Genomic DNA, 17,446 nt, shown 5'->3' with positions numbered 1-17,446 from the left:
CCCCTTCGTCTCGCTCGCTACACGTCCGAGCGGTGGAAGTTCAGGTGCGAACGCGAAGCCGTCGGGCCGCGCTGGCCCATGTACCGCGAGCCGTACCGCTCCGAGCCGTACGGGAACTCGGCCGGCGAGGACAGCCGGAACAGGCAGAGCTGACCGATCTTCATCCCCGGGTACAGCTTGATCGGCAGCGTCGCCACGTTCGACAGCTCCAGCGTGACGTGACCGCTGAACCCCGGGTCGATGAACCCCGCCGTCGAGTGCGTCAGCAGGCCCAGCCGCCCCAGGCTCGACTTCCCCTCCAACCGTGAGGCGATGTCGTCCGGCAGCGTGACCGTCTCGTAGGTCGACGCCAGCACGAACTCACCCGGGTGCAGGATGAACGCCTCGTCACCCTCCGGCTCGACCAGCCGGGTCAGGTCCGACTGCTCCTGCGACGGGTCGATGAACGGGTACCGGTGGTTCTCGAACACCCGGAAGAAACGGTCCAGCCGGACGTCGATACTCGACGGCTGAACCATCGCAGGGTCGAACGGGTCGATCGTGACCCGGCCCTTGTCGATCTCGCTTCGAATGTCCTTGTCAGAGAGCAGCACGCCCCCGAGGGTACGTGCATGACCATGCCCCGGACGAATCCCGTCCGGGGCATGGTCGCGGTTCATCCGCTGCTCAGGCCAGGAACTCCGCCGCCTCCAGCCGCAGCGCCCGCGACAACTGCGCTCCCGACAACTCACTCACATCCGCCGGCACCGAGCTCCGCAACCGCCCGCACTGCGGACACCGGATCAACCGCCCCGGCCCCAGCCGCGCCGCCCCGAGAGTCTGCATCGGAAACGTCGAAGTACTGAACAGGTGTCCCTCGGCACAACGGACGACGGTACGCTGCTCCATCACGATCCCCTTCCCAAACCTGATGACGCCACCACGCCCCAGGGGCCACAAACACCCTGAGCCAGCGTCACATTAGGGGATCTACCGGACATTCACCGCCCCAACTCGCCGCCCCTCGCCACCCGGCCCAGGTCAACCTGTGGATGGGGTAGAGTGTCAGACGATCGAGCAGTCACTGACGGCTCGTCAGTGCGGGCGTAGTTTAATGGTAGAACATGAGCTTCCCAAGCTTATAGCGCGAGTTCGATTCTCGTCGCCCGCTCCAGCAGTAAAGGCCCAGCTCAGGGGCATGATCCCCGAGCCGGGCCTTTCGTGTTTCCCGAGTCGTTTTCGACCCCGTGCCCCCTGCGTGCCCATCCGGGCCACCAGTAGACGCCCCAGGCGCATGAGCATGTTGCAAGCGGTGACCCCGTGCGGAGTCGCCGCTCGTAGCGGGCCTCCCGCCGACACGATCAGCGCGCCACCAGGTCTTTCACCAGGACGACGCTGTCGTAGTTGGTGACGTCCCACCGCCACGTGCCCGCCAGCACGTAGCCGCGTCGGCGGTACCAGCCGACCAGCTCGGTCGCCTGGGACGACGTGTCGATCACAACCTGTCCGGAACCCGACGCGGCAATCCGTTCCTCCGCGAGCGTCAGCAGCTGCTGCCCCAGCCCGGTGCCCCGCTGCGACGGCTCCACCGCCAGCTGCCAGAACGACCCCGCGCCCGCCGGAGCCGGGTACCCCTCTGGGGCCGGGAACGGAGCCGCCACCGTCACCGTCGCCACGATGGCGCCCCCTTGGAACGCCACCCAGCACTCACCCTTGCCCAGGCGGTAGGCCGTGTCCTGCGCGGACTGGTACGAGGCGAAGAACACCCGCCCGGCGGCGGCGTGATCGGCGTAGGCGCGATGCAGCAGGCGGGTCAGCTCCTCCACCGAGTCTCCCTCGGCGAAGCGCCGCACGGTGCCGAGGTCAGAAGAGTGGTGCCGGGCTGTCGGATCAGTCGATCGAAGAGTCACGGCAACAGTGTCGGCCAGACGCTGACCTACGGCCTACAAAGGCTCAACTCAGGGACGTGATCCCCGAGTCGGGCCTGTCGTGTCTCAGGGCTGGTTGGTCGAGGAGGCCGGGGGCTCTCAGCCGGTTCTGAGTGGCCTCTGAGCGGGTCGGTGTTTCGTAACTCTCGTCGGCCGGAACAGCCGGCCGAAAACGAAGAGAAGGATGTGACTGGCATGGCGAAGATCCTCGACCTGCAGAAGCTGGACTCGGCCGATGGCGTCGAGCGCCTCGATGACGACGCGATCAGCCTGAGCAGCTGCGACAGCCACAGCTGCTGACATTCCGCCTGACGAGTCGCCGCCCGGAGCGCTGTGTGAACCGGGCGGCGACTTGTTCCGTCTCCGTGCCCGATCGGCAACCGGCAGACCAGAAGCCACAGTTCAGAACGGAGCCCTACGCCATGCTCTCCTGGGAAGCTCTCCAGCACTACGTCTCGGTCCACCCGCGCTGGTACGAGATCTCCGCCCGCCACGTGCCGACCGACGAGCACCTGGCGGTCTTCCGCGCCGCCGCGGGCGACGGCTGGCAGACCTCGCGCCGGGGTACCTGGTTCATGGCCGCCCCGCCCGGCGTCACCACTCCGCGCCAGGGGTGGAAGTTGCACGTCACGGCTCTGGAGGGCGAGAGCACCGAGATCCTCCGCCTCGCACTGCCGGTGCTCTGCGCGTCCAAGGTGCCGTTCAAGTTCCAGATCGACCCGCACTCGGCGGACCGGGGGAGCGGCAAGGGATTCTCCCGGACCGCCAGCGGCAAGTTCGTCACCGTCTACCCGGTGGACGAGGACCAGTTCCGGGCGGTGGGCGCCGAGTTGGCCGCCGCACTGGAGGGCCGGACCGGGCCCTACGTCCTCACCGACCGGCGTTGGCCCGGTTCGAAGGCCGTCTACTACCGGTACGGCGGTTTCGCAGCGATCAAGCAGCTGCGCCCCGACGGTGTCTCCGATCTGCAGATCGCCCGACCGGACGGCACCCTGGTGCCGGACTACCGCCGCCCCTGGTACGAGAAGCCGGACTGGGTGCAGGACCCCTTCCCGCCCGAACCCGAGGAGGACGGCGGGCTGCTCGGCGGGCGGTACCTTCCCCAGAGCGCCCTGATGTTCAACAACCGGGGCGGGGTCTACCGGGCCACCGACACCGTGACCGGCGCCGAGGTGGTGCTCAAGGAGGCCCGGCCCGGCGTCACCAGCGGGCGCCCCGGGGTGCCGTGCGACGAACTCCTGGCCAAGGAGCACCGTTTGCTCACCGAGTTGGCCGACACCGGGCTCTTCGTCCGGCCGTTGGCCTTGCTGCACGAGTGGGAGCACACCTTTCTGGTCGAGGAGAAGGTCGAGGGCAACCACTTCGGCCGGCACTGCATCATGAACAACCCGCTCGTCACGGGCGAGTTGGGCCCGGACGCGGTCAAGGCGTACTACCTGATGCTGCGTCCGCTCTGGCGGCAGATCGCCACCGCCGTGGACCTGGCGCACCAGCGCGGCATCCTGCTCGGTGACCTCTCCTACACGAACGTCATCGTCCAGCCCGGGGGCGAGTCGATCAGGATCATCGACCTGGAGACGGCCGTCCAGGAGGGGGAGGACGTCCATCTCGGGGTGCACACCGTCGGGTTGGCGAGCCCTCGGATGGTCGCCACCGGACGGTACGACCGCGCGCACGACTGGCACACCGTCGGAGCGATCATCCTCAGCTCGCTGATGGTGGTGAACAACACCATCGGCTTCCACCGACCGGCCCTGCCGCGTTTCCTGCGCGAGCTGGCCGCGGATCTCGCGCTCCCCGCCGACCTGGTCGAGCTGATCGAGGACCTGATGGACGAGACGGCCGAGGAGGGTGCGCTGAGCGGCGCCGAGGTGGTCAAGCGGATCGACGCGCTGCCCTTCGACGAGTCATGGCTCGCACCGGTGCCGCTCGCACTGCCCGCCATCGGGCGCGGTACCGGTGCCGAGGTGGTGCCCGGCCTCGATGACGCGGGGCTCGGCGAGGTGCTGGACGGCATCGCCCGGTACGCGGAGACCACGGCCGACCAGCAGCGGACGGACCGGCTCTTCCCGGCGCACCCGATGGTCTTCGAGACCAACCCGATCTCGGTGGCCTACGGGGCGGCGGGGGTGCTGCACGGACTGCACGCGTTGCGCGGCTCGGTGCCGCCGAGGCTGCTCTCCTGGGCGCTCGCCCGGGACGTCAACTCCGAGAAGTATCCGCCCGGTCTCTTCCTTGGGCAGAGCGGTATCGCCTGGGTGCTGGACGAGCTCGGCCGGCCGGAGGCTGCCGCGGCCCTGATGGAGCGCGCCCGGGCCCACCCGTTGCGCTTCGCCACCCACAACCTGCTGTACGGCGCGGCCGGTTACGGTCTGGCCGCACTGCGGATCCGGCACCGTCAGGGCGACGCCCGGTACCTGGCGGACGCCGTCGCGGCCGGGGAGGCGCTGGCCGCCTCGGCGGTGCGGGACGAACACGGGGTGCGCTGGCCGGAGCCGGACGCGGCGGACGGGGAGGACGGATCGGGCGTGGTCAGGGTCGGTTACGGGTACGGCGGCAGCGGGCCCTCGCTATTCCTGCTCCACCTGCACCTCGCCACCGGTGACCGGCGCTGGCGCGAACTCGGCCGGGAGGCTCTGGAGTTCGAGCTCGCCCAGCGTGAGCTGACCGGGGGCCGGTGGGCCTTCCGGCGGACCGGGCGGTCCGGGGAGGAGCTGGCGCACGACCGGGTGCTGCGGACCTACTGGGACGAGGGCACGGCCGGGGTGGCGACGGTGGCACTGCGCTGGCTGGCGGTCTTCCCGGACCCGGAGCTGGCCGAGCTCGTCCCTCAACTGGTGGAGAGCGTCGTGGCGAAGTACGCCGTCCTGCCGCAGTTCTTCCACGGCCTGGCCGGGATTGGCCAGTTGCTGCTCGACGCGGGTGAATTCCTGGGCGAGGAACGGTGGTTCGCCGAGGCCGGGCGCACTGCGGCGGGAGTACTGCTGAGCCGGATCGACCGGCCCGAGGGGGTGGTCTTCCCAGGTGAGCAGGCGCTGCGCGAGACGGTGGACCTGGCCACCGGCTCGATCGGCGTCGGGCTCTTCCTCGACCGGCTGCGCCGGGCCCGTCCGCACGGCCGGACCAACAACGTCTTCACCCTCGACGAGCTGCTGCCATGAGCCTGCCGGGCCGTCGGCTGGCCGTGCTCGGTGCCAATCCGGCCTTCCGGCGGATGTGGATCGGGCAGTTCACCTCCGATCTCGGCAGCTCGGTCGTCACCGTGGCGATGCCGCTCATGGTGATCGCCGTCACCGGATCCGCCGAGGCGGCGGGTCTGCTCGGCACGGTCGGCTTCCTGACCACCTGGCTGGCCGCGATGCCGGCCGGGCAGGTGGCCGACCGGGTCCGTCCACGCCGCCTGATGCTGGCCTGTGACGCGATCCGCCTGGCCCTCACCGTCCTTGTGACGGTGGCGGTCTGGCTGGGGACGGCGCCGCTCTGGCTGCTGGTACCGGTCATGGTCGTGCAGGGTTCGGCCGCGATGGCCTTCAACCCGGCGGCGGCCAAGATGCTCCGGGCCGTCGTGCCCGCCGCCGGGCTCCCGGAAGCGGTGGCGGCCAACCAGGTCCGCGGCTACTCCGCGAGCATCCTGGGCCCGGTGCTCGGCGGCCTGCTCTTCTCGCTCGGCCGGGCGGTGCCGTTCGCGGCGAACGCGCTCTCGTACGCCGTGTCGTTCGCCGCGGTCCACGGTCTGCCGCCGGGGCCCGTGCCGGGCGCCGCGGAAGGCACCGGAGAGGCGGGGACGTCCGGACGGCGTTCCTGGACGGGGGTGTGGCGCGGGTTGTCCGTGCTGCGGAACACCCCGTTCCTGCGCGCCACCGTCGGGTACGGCGTGGTGACGAACCTCGCTGTCTCGATGCTGCTGTTCGTCCTGCTGCTGCGCCCGGAGGCGGGTGGTGGCGGCGTCGGCCTGTCGTTGAGCGTGGCGGCGGCGGCCGGGCTGACGGGGTCGATGCTGGCCCCTTGGGCGCTGCGGCGGTCGGGGCTGTACCAGCTGCTGCTGGCCGTCTGCCTCGTCCGGCTGCTGGCCGTCACGGCCGCAGCCCTGGTGGGCGGGCCGGTCGCGCTCGGTGTCGGCTTGGCCGTGGTGCTGTTCGCCGGGCCGGTGGCGGGCGCGGCGATCAGCACCACGACACTGTTGACGGTGGATCAGGACGTGTACGGGCGGGTGAGCGGTGCCGCTTCCTTCGTCGGCGGTTCGCTCCAGCCGTTGGCCCCGCTCGGGGCGGGGCTGATCGTGCAGCAGGGCGGGGCGGGGAGCGCGCTCACGGTGGTCGCCGTGCTGTTCCTGGTGGGCGGGACGGTGGTCGCGTTCGGGAGCAGCGCCCTGCGCGGTGTCGGCGTGGCGGGCCCTGCTCCCGAACAGGAAGGCTCAGGTCAGCAGCAGGGCCGGGTCGTGGGCCAGGACGCGCTGGGTGAGGCGGGACAGTTCGGGGCCGGGATCGGTGCCCAGCTGGTCACGGAGCAGCCGGCGGGCCGCGCCGAGGATCTGCAGGGCCTCGGCCGGTCGGCCGCAACGGTAGAGGGCCAGGGCCCGTAACGCCCAACCGGATTCGCGGAGCGGGTACTCGGTGGTGAGTGCCCGGCTCTCCACCAGCGAGACCCGGTGGTCGCCGAGGGCCAACCGGGCCGAGACCCGCCGCTCCGAGGCGATCGAGCGCAGTTCCTCCAGCCTGCCGATCTCGGCGGCCAGGAAGGGTGCGTCCATGAGGTCCGCGTAGGCGGGTCCGTTCCACAGGCCGAGCGCGCGGTCGGCGAGTTCCAGGGCGCGGCCCGGTGACCCGGTGGAGTCGGCGGCGAACACCAACTCGGCGAACTCCCGGGCGTCCACCGCCGCCGCGCCGATCGCGAGCGCGTAACCGGACGGCCCGCGCAGCAGTACGGCGGGGGGTTCACCGGCCCGTCGGCCGGGCTCCAACACCCGGCGCAGGTCGGAGACATAGGTTTGGACGGCCTGCCGTGGCTTCTCGGGCGGGTTGTCCCCCCAGACCGCGTCGATCAGCTGTTCCTCGGGGACGAGAGCGCCCTCGGCGAGGATCAGTGCCGCGAGCAGGGCTCGGGGGCGTGGGCCGCCGAGGCGGACGGGACGGTCGTGCACGGTCGCGGACAGCGGGCCCAGAACGCTGAGCCTCGGATGCTCGGCTGTGGACGCCGGACAGTTCAGGGTCATGCCCTCAGACTGGTCCCGCCGGGGTGGAGGGCCCATGGGAGCACGCCCCCGGATTCCCGCCCGGCCGAGCGGCCCGCCCTGCGATCCCACCGAATATGGGGGCCGTCCCCCATACCGTGGGTCCGGGCGCGCTGACAGGGTGATTCTCATGACCGAGACGGTGGCCTGGTGGGCCAAGGGAGTTTCGCTTGCCGAGCGGATGAAGGGCGGTCGGCCGCGGTACGAGCAGGCGACCGCGCTGGTCAGCGCCTGGCTCGCCGACTACCCGTCAAGCTCGGACTTCCGGCAGCGCCTCGCCGAACTGGGGCTGACGGAAGGCGACTTGCACGCGCTGGCTGCCGAACCGGCCGACCTGCTGGCCGACCGTCTCGAACGCCCGGCCTGGGTGGGTACCGTCGAACACGCCGTCACCGCCGCCCCGTTGACCGCTCCGGTCGCTCCGGTGTCCGGATGGCACCAGGGCTTCGCCACCGTCCTCGCCCCGTTCGTCGAGCGGGCGGCCGCCCGGCTGCCCGCGCCGGCCGACGCCCAACTGCGGCGCTGCTTCAGCACCCAACTGAGCACCGCGCTGGTCGCCCTGGCCCGCCGCTCGCTGGTGCTGGAGCTGAACGTCGACCGTGTCACCGGACGCCTCACGGGCGAGACCTCGCAGCAGCGGTTCGCCGACTTCGTCCGCCGCAGCTCCACCCGGGCGGGCCTGCGGGCCCTGCTCGTCGAGTACCCCGTGCTGGCCCGGCTGCTCGCGCAGCACTGCGAGCGCAGCGTCGAGGTATGGGCCGAACTGCTCGCCCGGTACGAGGCGGACCGTCCCGCGCTGGTCGAGACGCTGCTTGCGGGTACGGATCCGGGCCCGCTGGTCGAGGTCCGGACCGGGAGCGGGGACGCGCACGAGGGCGGTCGCACGGTGGCGCTGCTGCGCTTCGCGAACGGCGCCACGGTGGTGTACAAGCCCCGCCCGCTCGCGGTTCACCGGCACTTCAACGAGGTGGCCCAGTGGTACGGCGCCCGGCTGCCCGGGCTCGGCCCTCGCACCCTGGTGGTCCTGGAACGGCCCGGGTACGGCTGGGTCGAGTACGTGACGCCCGCGCCCTGCACCAGCCGGGAGCAGGTACGGCAGTTCTACCAGCGGCTCGGCGCGCTGCTCGCCCTCTTCCACGGCCTGGGCGGCACCGACCTGCACCTCGAGAACCTGATCGCCTGTGCCGACCAACCGGTGCCGATCGATCTGGAGACGCTGCTCCAGCCCACGATGGCCGGCACCACCAACGACGACCCGGCGCTCGCCGCGCTGGAGGCGTCCGTGCGAAGGACGGCGCTGCTGCCCGCACTCCTGACCGGCGAGCAGGGCACGCTGGACGTGTCCGCGCTCGGCGGTGACCGTGGCGTGCCGCTGCCGGACGAGATCCCCGGCTGGGACGCGCCGGCCACCGACGAGATGCGGCTGATCCGTACCACCGGGGTGTTCCGGGGCGCGGCCAACCGGCCGCAGCTGGATGGCGCCGATGCCGATCCTGCCGCGTACACCGAGGACCTGGTCGCGGGCTTTCGGCTCGGCTACGACGTCCTTGCCACCCATCGGTCCGAACTCTGCGGCCCGGACGGCCTGTTGGCCCGCTTCGCGGCGGACGAGAGCCGGGTGGTGCTGCGGGCCACACGCTGGTACGCCGCACTGCTGGAGGAGTCCACCCACCCGGACGTGCTGCGCGACGCGCTCGATCGGGACCGCCTGTTCGACGCGTTGTGGCGGGAGTCCGCGGCCGATCAGGTGCTGCGGCCACTGGTGGCGGCCGAACTCGCCTGCCTCTGGGAGGGCGACGTGCCGTTGCTGCGTACGCTGCCGGGGGCGGACCAGCTGACGATCGGTCACCTGACGGTGCGGGGCCTGATCCGCGAGACCGGCCTGGCCCGGGCCGAGCGCCACCTCCTCGGGCTGGGCCGGGCGGACCGACTCGACCAGGAGTGGGTGATCCGGGCGACGTTGGCCACCCGGGGCACCCTGGCTCCCCGAGGAACCGGTGCCGTCCGGCCGCTGCCGCCGCCAGGCCCGACCGCCGCCGTCCTGCCCGACCAGCAGCGGCTGCTGGCCGCCGCCTGCGGCATCGCCGACCAACTCGTGGTGGCCGCGCAGAGCAACGGACGGCGGGTCAACTGGCTGGGTCTGGAGCCGCTGGACGGCCGGGTCTGGGCCGTCCTGCCGCAGGGCGCCGGACTGCCGTACGGCTACTGCGGTACGGCGCTCTTCCTCGCGCAACTCGCCGCGCTGACCGGCGTCGAGCGGTACGCCGCAGTCGCCCGCCGGGCGATCACCCCGGTGCCGACCGTGCTCGCCGCCCTGGCCGAACAGCCCGCCGCCCTGTCCACCGTGGGCCCCGGTTATGCCGGACTCGGCGGTATCGCGTACGCCCTCAGCCGCCTGGCTCCGCTCCTCGGGGACCCCGACCTCGACAACTGGCTCTCCAGAGCGGTCGACCTCACCGCCGCCGCCGCGGCCGCCCCGCCCGGACGGACCGACCCGGCGTTTCCGGCGGACCGGCGCGATGGTGAACGGGCCGCCACCGGCACCTGGCCGCACGGGAGTTCACCGGCCGATCCCACGGTGATCGACGGTCGGGCGGGCTGCCTGGCCGCGATGCTCGCGGTCCACGAGGCCACGGGTTCACCCCGGGCCGCCACCACCGCGCGGCTCTGCGCCGACCAGCTCGCGGCGCGGCCGGTCGCCGGCCTGCCCGACGGCGGCCTCGACACCGGTGCGGCCGGGATCGGTTGGGCGCTGCTGCGGTACGGCGGGACCGGCGGCGCCCGGTACACGGCGGCCGGCCTGGCGGCCCTGGCCACGGCCGGTGCGCGGCACGCGGAGGCCCCGTTCGGCCGGGGGTGGAGCGACGGGCCGTTCGGTACCGCGCTGGCCCTCGCAGACAGCTGGGCCGACCTCACCGGCAGGCCCGCCGCTTCGGCCGCCCGCCGCACCGCCGCTCCGGCCGCCCGCACCGTTGCTCCCGCCGGTCGGCTCACCGCCGTGCCGACCGACCTCCCCGCGCCGACCGCGGCCAGGTCAGCCGCCCCCGACTGGGCCGCCGCACTGGTGGCGCGGGCGGTGGCCACGCCCCCCGCCCGGGACGACCACAGCCTCTGCCACGGCGAGACCGGGGCACTGGAGCTGATGCTCGTGGCCACCGCCACGGGTCAGGCCGACCCGGCCGTGCTGTTCGCCAGGACCGGAGCCCTACTGGCGGCGATCGACCGCAGCGGCATCCGCTGCGGGACCCCGGACGCCGTGGTCAGCCCCGGGCTGCTCAACGGCCTCGCGGGGATCGGCTACGGGCTGCTTCGGCTCGGCTTCGGCCCACAAGTCCCCTCTGTCCTGCTGATGCGCCGGCCTGCCCGCTGACCGCGCCGTCCGGGGCGCTCGCTCGTACGAAGCCCGCACCCGCCTCTCCCATCCAGGAGGAACCGATGAACAACGAGTCACTGCTCGGCAGTTGGAGAAACCCCGCCCTGCGCGACGAGTCCCTGGCCGGTCGGCACCCGTCGGGCGAGATCCGGCTGCCGGGCCGGTCCCCGGTCGGCAGTCGTGCCCGCCTGTTGGCTGGTCTGACCGCCGCCAGCGGCGACGACAGCACCAGCATCGAGACGCTCTACACCGTGAGCTACGGCTGACGGCGGCCCGGCCGAGCGCGTGGCGCCGGTCGGCCGGCCGCCTGCGGGCAGGCCGTATTGGCAGGTCGTATCGACGCCGTTAGCATCCGCGTATGCTCGTCACTTCGCCGACGGTCCTCGGACGCCACGACCAACTGGCTTTGCTCGACGAGAGCTTGGCCGCGGCCCGGGCCGGTCGGGGCCGCGCGGTGTTCCTGCTCGGGGAGGCCGGCCTCGGCAAGTCCCGGCTGGCCGCGGAGTGCGCCTACCGCGCGTTCACCTGCGGCCTGACGGTGCTCCGGGGCCGGGCCGGCGCGAGCGGCGGCGTCACCATGCCCTACCGGCCGATCGCCGAGGCGCTGCTCTCGCTGTTTCGCCTCAGCGGACCTCCGCAGGGCCCGGAACTGGCTCCGTACCGCTCCGCCCTCGCGGGTCTGTTACCCGAATGGCGCGAGGGCGGGGCTCCGGCAGAGGCGGCCTCGGTGATCGAGACGGCCGAGGCGGTGCTGCGCCTGTTGGCAGTCACCACACGGGATCTGACGTCCAGTCAGGGCAGTGGCTGTCTGCTCGTCCTGGAGGACCTGCACGACGCCGATGCCGAGACCCTGGCCGTGGTCGACTATCTCTGCGACCACCTGTCGGGCCTGCCGGTCTGTCTGCTGGTGACGCTGCGGCCGGAGGAGGGCCCGGCCGGGGAGTTGGCCCGGGCGCTCGGCCGCCGCCGAGCGGCGCTGCTCTCCGAGCTCGGGCCGCTGACCGACCAGGAAGTGGTGGACCTGGCGGAGGCCGCCCTCGCGGCCGCCTCCGGTCGCCCGCCCGGGGCCGGGACGCTGCCGCCGGAGGTGGCCGACCGGCTGGCCCGGGACGCTGGGGGCAACCCGTTCGTGGTCGAGGAACTGCTCAGCGGGATGGTCACGGCCGGCGCGCTGCACCGGGGGCCGGACGGCGACTGGCTGCTCCGGGGCGATCTGGCCATCGACGTCCCACGGAGCGTGGTGCACAGCGTCACCCAGCGGGCGGCCCGGCTCGGTCCGGCGGGCCGGACCCTGCTGGAGACCGCCGCCGTACTCGGCCGCCGGTTCTCCCTGTCCGTCCTGCGAGATGTCACCGGGCTGGACGACAGGGAACTGCTGGCCCACCTCCGCGCCGGGATCGAGTCCCAACTCGTCTCCCCGAGCGGCCCGGTGGCCGACTGGTACGAGTTCCGCCACGCCCTGACGGCCGAAGCGCTGCTCGCCGGGCTGCTGCCCTCCGAACGGGCGGCCATCGCGGTCCGGGCGGCCGACGTCATCGAGCTGGCCCACCCCGGGCTCCCCGGAGCGTGGGGTCCCCGGGTCGCTGTGCTTCGCTTGGCCGCGGGTGACAGTACGGCTGCCGCCCGGCGGTACGCGGAGGCGGGCCGGGCCGCACTCGGCGCGGGCGCGGTGGACTCGGCGATCCACCTCCTGGAACGGGCCGAGAGCCTGCTCACCAGCCCGGAGCAGGCGGCCGACCGCGCACCGGTGGTCGAGCGACTCGTGTACACCCTGGTGGACTCCGGGCAGTTGGACCGGGCGCTGGCCCTGGTGGAGTCGCTGCCGGAGACGGGCTCGGGCGCGCTGTCCGTCGACCGGCTCGCCGCCCTGCACTCCCGCCTCGCCTGGGCCGCCGTCACCACCGCCCGCCACCCGGAGGCGGCCGCGCAGGTCCACCGCGTGCGCGGGCTGCTGGGCCGCTTCGACAGCACCGCGCTCACCCCGGCGGTGCAGGTGGTCGAGGCTCACCTCATCATGGCCGACCAGGGGACCGGCGGGGTCGAACGGAGGGCCCGGGCCGAGGCGCTGGCCCGGCAGGCGGCGGAGGCCGCCGAACGCCTCGGAACACCCGAGATCGCCTGCCAGGCATGGGAGTTGCTCGCCGTACTGGCCAGGCGCCAGGGCTTCGCCGAGGCGGACTCCTGCCTGGAGCGTGGCCTGGCGCTGGCGACCGAGCACGGGCTGACCACCTGGCAGATCGGCACCATGCTGCGGCTGGGCGCCAACGACTTCATGTGCACTGGCTCCTCCGTCCGCCTGGAGCGCGCCTACCGGGCAGCGGTGGGGCACGGTGCCCTGGCACTGATGCACGGCGCCGAGGCCACGCTCGCGATGCAGTCCGTGCTGCGCGGCGAGTACGCCGCCGCCCGCGAGCTGACGGACCGTTGCCTGGCGCCCACCGCCCGGCTGCGCAACGCCGACAACCATCGCTACGTGCTGCTCACCCGGGCCGCGCTGGCGGCCCACCAGGGGCGGCGACGCGAACTCGACCAGGAGCTCGCCGAGTTCCGCCGCTGGGGCGGCGAGCAGTCGCTCCAGCAGCCGCTGGTCTACGGCAGCCGGGCGGTCTGCGCGCTCCTGGAGGAGGACCACGAACGGGCACTGGCCGAGCTGGACGAGGCGCTGGTCTGGGAGGAGCGGCACCCGTCGCTCTTCTACCTGAACGGCCGGTACGGGCTGCGCCCACTGCTGCTCGCCCTCGCCGGGCGGTCCGGCCCCGAGGAGCATCGCGCGGTGACGGCCGAACCGGCGGCGGGGCTGCCTTGGAACCGGCAGTTCGAGCGGCTGGCCCTGGCCGTCCACCTGGGCCGCAGCGGGCGGGCGGGCGAGGCGCGGGCCGCCGTGGACGAGGCCCGGGAGGCGGCCCGGCTGTTCCCGATGGCCGGGCGTCTGGGCCTGCGGTTGGCCGCTCAGGCCGCGCTGGCCGACGGCTGGGGCGAGCCGGTCGAGTGGCTGCGGGAGGCGGAGGAGTACTTCCACCAGGCGGCCGTCCCGGTGGTCGCCAGCACCTGCCGGGACCTGCTGCGCCGAGCGGGTGCGCCGGTCGGGCAGCGGCGCGGTGGCACCGCCCGGATACCGGTGGACCTGCGACGGCAGGGGGTGACCGCCCGGGAGTACGAGGTGCTCCTGCTCCTCGGCACCCGGCCGGGCAACCAGGAGATCGCCGGACGGCTGTTCATCTCCGCCCGCACGGTGGAGAAGCACGTGGCCAGTCTGCTGGCCAAGACCGGCTGTCGGCACCGAGCGGCGCTGTGCGACTACGCGACCGAAACGGCCGGAGCAGCATGACGAAAGGGCTTGGGGCAGCGCCCCAGGCCCTTTGGCCACGTCAGTCCATCGGCTGGCTGAAGGCGCCGGACTGGACGTCGCGCATGGCCTGCTCCAGCTCGCGGTGACTGTTCATCACGAACGGCCCGTACCAGGCGACCGGCTCCCGGATCGGCTGACCGCCCATGATGATCACGTCCAGGTTGGGGTGCAGAGCCCTCCTGCCCCTCGATGCCGTCGATCGAGTCAAGCCCTCTCCGAAGCAGGTATGTCACGCCTGCCCGCTGCAGGGCATCCAGTTCGAGAGCAGCATCCGGCGGACCTCGAGATACGGCGCGAGGATTGGATCGCATCCTCCGGGTCGGCAATTCGACGGCGTGCCAGATCCGTGCCAGATGCACCGGCGAACAACGGTGAAGAGGGGCCTGCAAGTCGTCCCCTGCAGGTGATGGAGGCCTGTATCAGTGCAGGTCAGAGGTCCTTTGTGGGTCCGAAAGCCCAAAGATTCCCAAGCTTATGGCGCGAGTTCGATTCTCGTCGCCCGCTCAGAAGGAAAGCCCCAGGTCAATGACCTGGGGCTTTCTTGTTGTCCGGGCCGGCCGGGCGTTGCTCGGCATACGCAAAGACACTCCACCGCCGCTCGTACGGTACTAGCCTCGACGGCAGGCGCACGAGCAGTGGGGTGGAAGGGCGGGCAGTGGCCGAGCAGGAGCACGGGCTACCGAGGCGGGACGACGGTCATGGTGGCGGTACCGCTGCACAAGGGGCCGATTCGAGTGCGGCTCCGGTCGCGGCTCGCCTGCACGAACGTGGGGAGGAGATCCGTTCGGCGACCGAGGCGATCGACTCCCTCGGCCGGCCGGCCGGCGCCGATGGCACGGAGATCGGTGGACTGCTGCTCTACGTCGGACGGGCCGGCCTCGGTAAGACTGCCGTGCTCACCGAGGTGCGTCGGTTGGCGAAGCGGGAGGACTGCACGGTGCTCTTCGCCCGTGGCGGCGAGCAGCAGCGCAACGAGCCCTTCCACGTGGTGCGTCAGCTGCTGCAGCCGGTGGTGGCGGGGCTGAGCGAGGAGCAGCAGCGGCAGGTCTTCGGGCGGTGGTTCGACATTGTCGGGCCCGCCGTAGGACTGCTTCCGCCGACTGGGCAGCTCGACCCGCAGGGTGTCAGGGACGGCCTCGATTTCGTGCTCACCCAGATCGTCCGGCATCGGGCACCGCTTGCTGTGATCGTCGATGACCTGCACTGGGCAGACCTGGAGTCGCTCCAGTGGCTGGCGGCCTTCGCGGTCCGTGCGCGGGAGTTGCCGGTGCTCCTGGTCTTCGCGTGCCGCGACGAATTCCCCGACGAGGCGCTGGGTTTCCACCGGAGCATCGTCGGCCGGGCCGACCGGCGCCATGAGTTGCGCCCGCTTCAGCCGGCCTCGGTCGCGGACCTGGTCCGCGCCTCACTGGGGGACGCGGCGGAGGAGGGCTTCTGCCGCCATGTGTGGGCGGTCACCGGAGGCAACCCGTACGAGACTGCCGCCCTGCTGCGCGAGGTGCACGACCAGCACCTCGACCCGGTCGAGGAGAACTCCGGCCAACTGCGTGAACTCGCCGCCGAGGCACGGGGGATGACGCTCCGGCACTGGCTGGACAAGCTGGGCCCGAGCACCCTGCGGTTCGCCTGGGCGGCGTCGATGCTCGGCACCCACATCCAACCGGAGCTGGCGGCCGGCATCTGTGCCCAGGGCCCGGATGCGGCCGCGGAGTCGATCAGGGAACTGCGCAGGCTCCGGGTGCTGACCAGTACCTCGGACGGTCGGCTGGAGTTCGTCCACCCGCTGATCGCGACCTCGGTCTACCAGTCCATGCCGGCCGGCACCCGGACCGGCATGCACGGTGTCGCGGCAGCGGAGATCGAGAACGCCGGCCTGGGCCTGCTGGCCGCCTCCCGGCACCTGCTGGAGACCCTTCCGGACGGCGACGACGAGACGGTGCACAAGCTGCGGGCGGCAGCCGCCGAGCATCTGGCCATCGGCGCGCCCGAAGCGGCGCAGCGGTGTCTGCAACGGGCGATGAGTGAGCCGCCGGACGCGGAGGACCGGGGCCAGGTGCTCTACGAGCTCGGCTGTTCGGCCCTGCTCACCAATCCGCTCACCACGGTGAACCAACTGCGCCTGGCTCTGGAAGAGCCCCACGGGCTGAGCCCGGACCTCCGGGTGGACGCGACGTTCCGGCTCGCCCAGGCGCTGGCCCACAGCAACCAGCTGGGCCAGGCCGCCAAGGTGTGTGCCGAGGAGGCGGCCCGTACGGAGCCCGGAAGCGGCCGACTGCGGCTCGAGGTCGCGCACTTCATGTTCGCGGCCTTCCAGGCGGAGGACGACGACGGCCCGGGCCGCTCCCGCCGGCTGGAGGAGTTCGGGCGGGGGCTCACCGGGGGCAGCAGTGCGAGCAGCGCCGTGTCGGTGCTGCGCTGCTGGGACCTCACCCTGCGAGGTGTGGACTGCACCGAGGCAATCGCCTTGGCGGAGTCGGCCCTTGAGGACGGCAGGCTGCCGCGGGATCTCGGCTGGACGAACACGACCTGGGGCTTCGAGCTGCCGGGCGTCCTCGGTATCTCCTATCTGTACGCCGACCGGATCGACCGCGCGGAGGCGCTGTTCGGCGAGGCGATCTGGGCGTACCAGGTGGCGGGGTGGAGCGGCGGCCACCTGGGGTTCGCGTACTTCCTTATGGGGCTTCTCCGGTTCCGGTGCGGCAGGCTCGTCGAGGCGGAGGACCTCCTGCGTCGCGCCCTGCGGACGGCCGAGCGGATCGCCCCGGGCATCCCGTTGCAGTGGTTCGCCGTGGGTGTGCTGGCCGACACCCTGCTTGCGCGCGGTAAAGCCGACGAGGCCTGGGAGCTCACGAAGAAGTACTCGTACGGCCCGCCCTACCCCACGGTGATGGTGCTGCCCGACGCCCCGACGCTCTACGGCAGGATCCTGTTGGCCCAGGGCGACAGGGCAGCCGCGGCCGCAGCTCTGGAAACGGCCGGAGCCACCCTGGACGCGCGGGGCTGGCGCAACCCGGTGTGGGCGCCCTGGGTCGGACACCTCGCACTGGCGGTCGCCGACCAGGAGCCGGACCGGGCTCGGCGACTGGCGGAGGAGGCCGTGCGCCGCGCCGAGGAGTTCGGTGCGGACTCGGCGATCGGCAGTGCCCTGCGGCTGTGCGCTGCGGTCCATGACGGGCCGCGCGCCGTGACGATGCTCGAGGAAGCCGTACGGCGTCTGGAACACTCCCCGGCGGGCTATGAACACGCCCTCGCCCTGGTCGACCTCGGGATGGCGCTGGTCGAGGCCGGGCGGACCGTCGAGGCGGACAGGTTTCTCACCCTTGGACTGGAGTTGGCTGCGGGCTGCGGAGCCGAGGGCTTGGCGGACCGGGCCCGCACTGCCCGCTCCGCGCTCCGACCACCCGAAACACCTGAGTAGGCCCCGCTGTTGGGTTGGTGTCAGCGGTTGGTGGTGACGGATTCGATGACGCCGTGCCAGGTTCGGCGGTAGCCCTCGCGGAGTGGGCCGCCGGCGAGGTCGAGGATAGCTGTGGCGGTTTGGATGAGGGGGGTGGGGTTGTTGGTCCGGGACAGGTGGGCGTGGGCTT

The 17,446-nt window shown here is 72.4% G+C and carries 9 protein-coding genes, 1 tRNA gene and 1 pseudogene; 7 read left to right on the top strand and 4 right to left on the bottom strand.

Annotation, left to right across the window (positions count from 1 at the left end):
- Positions 1-17: 17 nt before the first annotated feature.
- Entirely contained in the window at positions 18-593 is a 576-nt protein-coding gene (gene dcd, locus ACXJMZ_RS29325; protein ID WP_457033060.1) for a dCTP deaminase, read from the bottom strand.
- Between the two features lie 486 nt (positions 594-1,079).
- Between dcd and ACXJMZ_RS29320 the strand changes: the two genes are divergently transcribed.
- Positions 1,080-1,153: transfer RNA gene (locus ACXJMZ_RS29320), tRNA-Gly, on the top strand.
- Positions 1,154-1,340: 187 nt separating this feature from the next.
- On the opposite strand, the gene ACXJMZ_RS29315 is transcribed toward ACXJMZ_RS29320, so the two are convergent.
- Positions 1,341-1,832 (bottom strand): GNAT family N-acetyltransferase, encoded by a 492-nt coding sequence (locus ACXJMZ_RS29315; protein WP_457033059.1) that lies wholly within the window; start codon positions 1,830-1,832, stop codon positions 1,341-1,343.
- Positions 1,833-2,329: 497 nt separating this feature from the next.
- Here ACXJMZ_RS29315 and lanKC point away from each other — a divergent pair, with 497 nt between their 5' ends.
- Together lanKC and ACXJMZ_RS29305 are read left to right on the top strand one after the other, a co-directional pair.
- Positions 2,330-5,068, top strand: coding sequence for a class III lanthionine synthetase LanKC (gene lanKC, locus ACXJMZ_RS29310; protein WP_457033058.1), 2,739 nt, complete (start codon positions 2,330-2,332; stop codon positions 5,066-5,068).
- Positions 5,065-6,156 (top strand): annotated as a pseudogene (locus ACXJMZ_RS29305) (MFS transporter); the annotation flags it as partial. The gene lanKC and the pseudogene ACXJMZ_RS29305, both read left to right, overlap by 4 nt.
- A 165-nt stretch (positions 6,157-6,321) precedes the next feature.
- On the opposite strand, the gene ACXJMZ_RS29300 reads toward ACXJMZ_RS29305, so the two are convergent.
- Positions 6,322-7,119, bottom strand: a complete 798-nt coding sequence (locus ACXJMZ_RS29300; protein ID WP_457033057.1) for an AfsR/SARP family transcriptional regulator — start codon at positions 7,117-7,119, stop codon at positions 6,322-6,324.
- Positions 7,120-7,267: 148 nt separating this feature from the next.
- Between ACXJMZ_RS29300 and ACXJMZ_RS29295 the strand changes: the two genes are divergently transcribed.
- From ACXJMZ_RS29295 to ACXJMZ_RS29285, 3 genes are all read left to right on the top strand, one after another.
- The gene (locus ACXJMZ_RS29295) at positions 7,268-10,507 is read left to right on the top strand and encodes a type 2 lanthipeptide synthetase LanM family protein (protein ID WP_457033056.1); all 3,240 of its coding nucleotides are present in this window, start codon (positions 7,268-7,270) and stop codon (positions 10,505-10,507) included.
- 65 nt (positions 10,508-10,572) lie between these two features.
- Positions 10,573-10,776, top strand: a complete 204-nt coding sequence (locus ACXJMZ_RS29290; protein WP_457033055.1) for a hypothetical protein — start codon at positions 10,573-10,575, stop codon at positions 10,774-10,776.
- Between the two features lie 92 nt (positions 10,777-10,868).
- On the top strand, positions 10,869-13,838 hold the full coding sequence (locus tag ACXJMZ_RS29285) for a helix-turn-helix transcriptional regulator (RefSeq protein WP_457033054.1): 2,970 nt from the start codon (positions 10,869-10,871) through the stop codon (positions 13,836-13,838).
- A gap of 40 nt (positions 13,839-13,878) precedes the next feature.
- Here ACXJMZ_RS29285 and ACXJMZ_RS29280 read toward each other — a convergent pair whose 3' ends face one another.
- Positions 13,879-14,013 carry a pirin-like C-terminal cupin domain-containing protein gene (locus ACXJMZ_RS29280; protein WP_457033083.1) on the bottom strand — a complete coding sequence of 45 codons (135 nt, stop codon included), beginning with the start codon at positions 14,011-14,013 and terminating at the stop codon, positions 13,879-13,881.
- A 603-nt stretch (positions 14,014-14,616) separates the two neighbouring features.
- Between ACXJMZ_RS29280 and ACXJMZ_RS29275 the strand changes: the two genes are divergently transcribed.
- Entirely contained in the window at positions 14,617-17,277 is a 2,661-nt protein-coding gene (locus tag ACXJMZ_RS29275) for an ATP-binding protein (RefSeq protein WP_457033082.1), read from the top strand.
- Positions 17,278-17,446: the final 169 nt, after the last annotated feature.

It is taken from the genome of Kitasatospora sp. P5_F3, from assembly GCF_054049135.1.
Note: the sequence above shows the minus strand (reverse complement) of the source record. Positions and strands in the feature narration are given on the sequence as shown.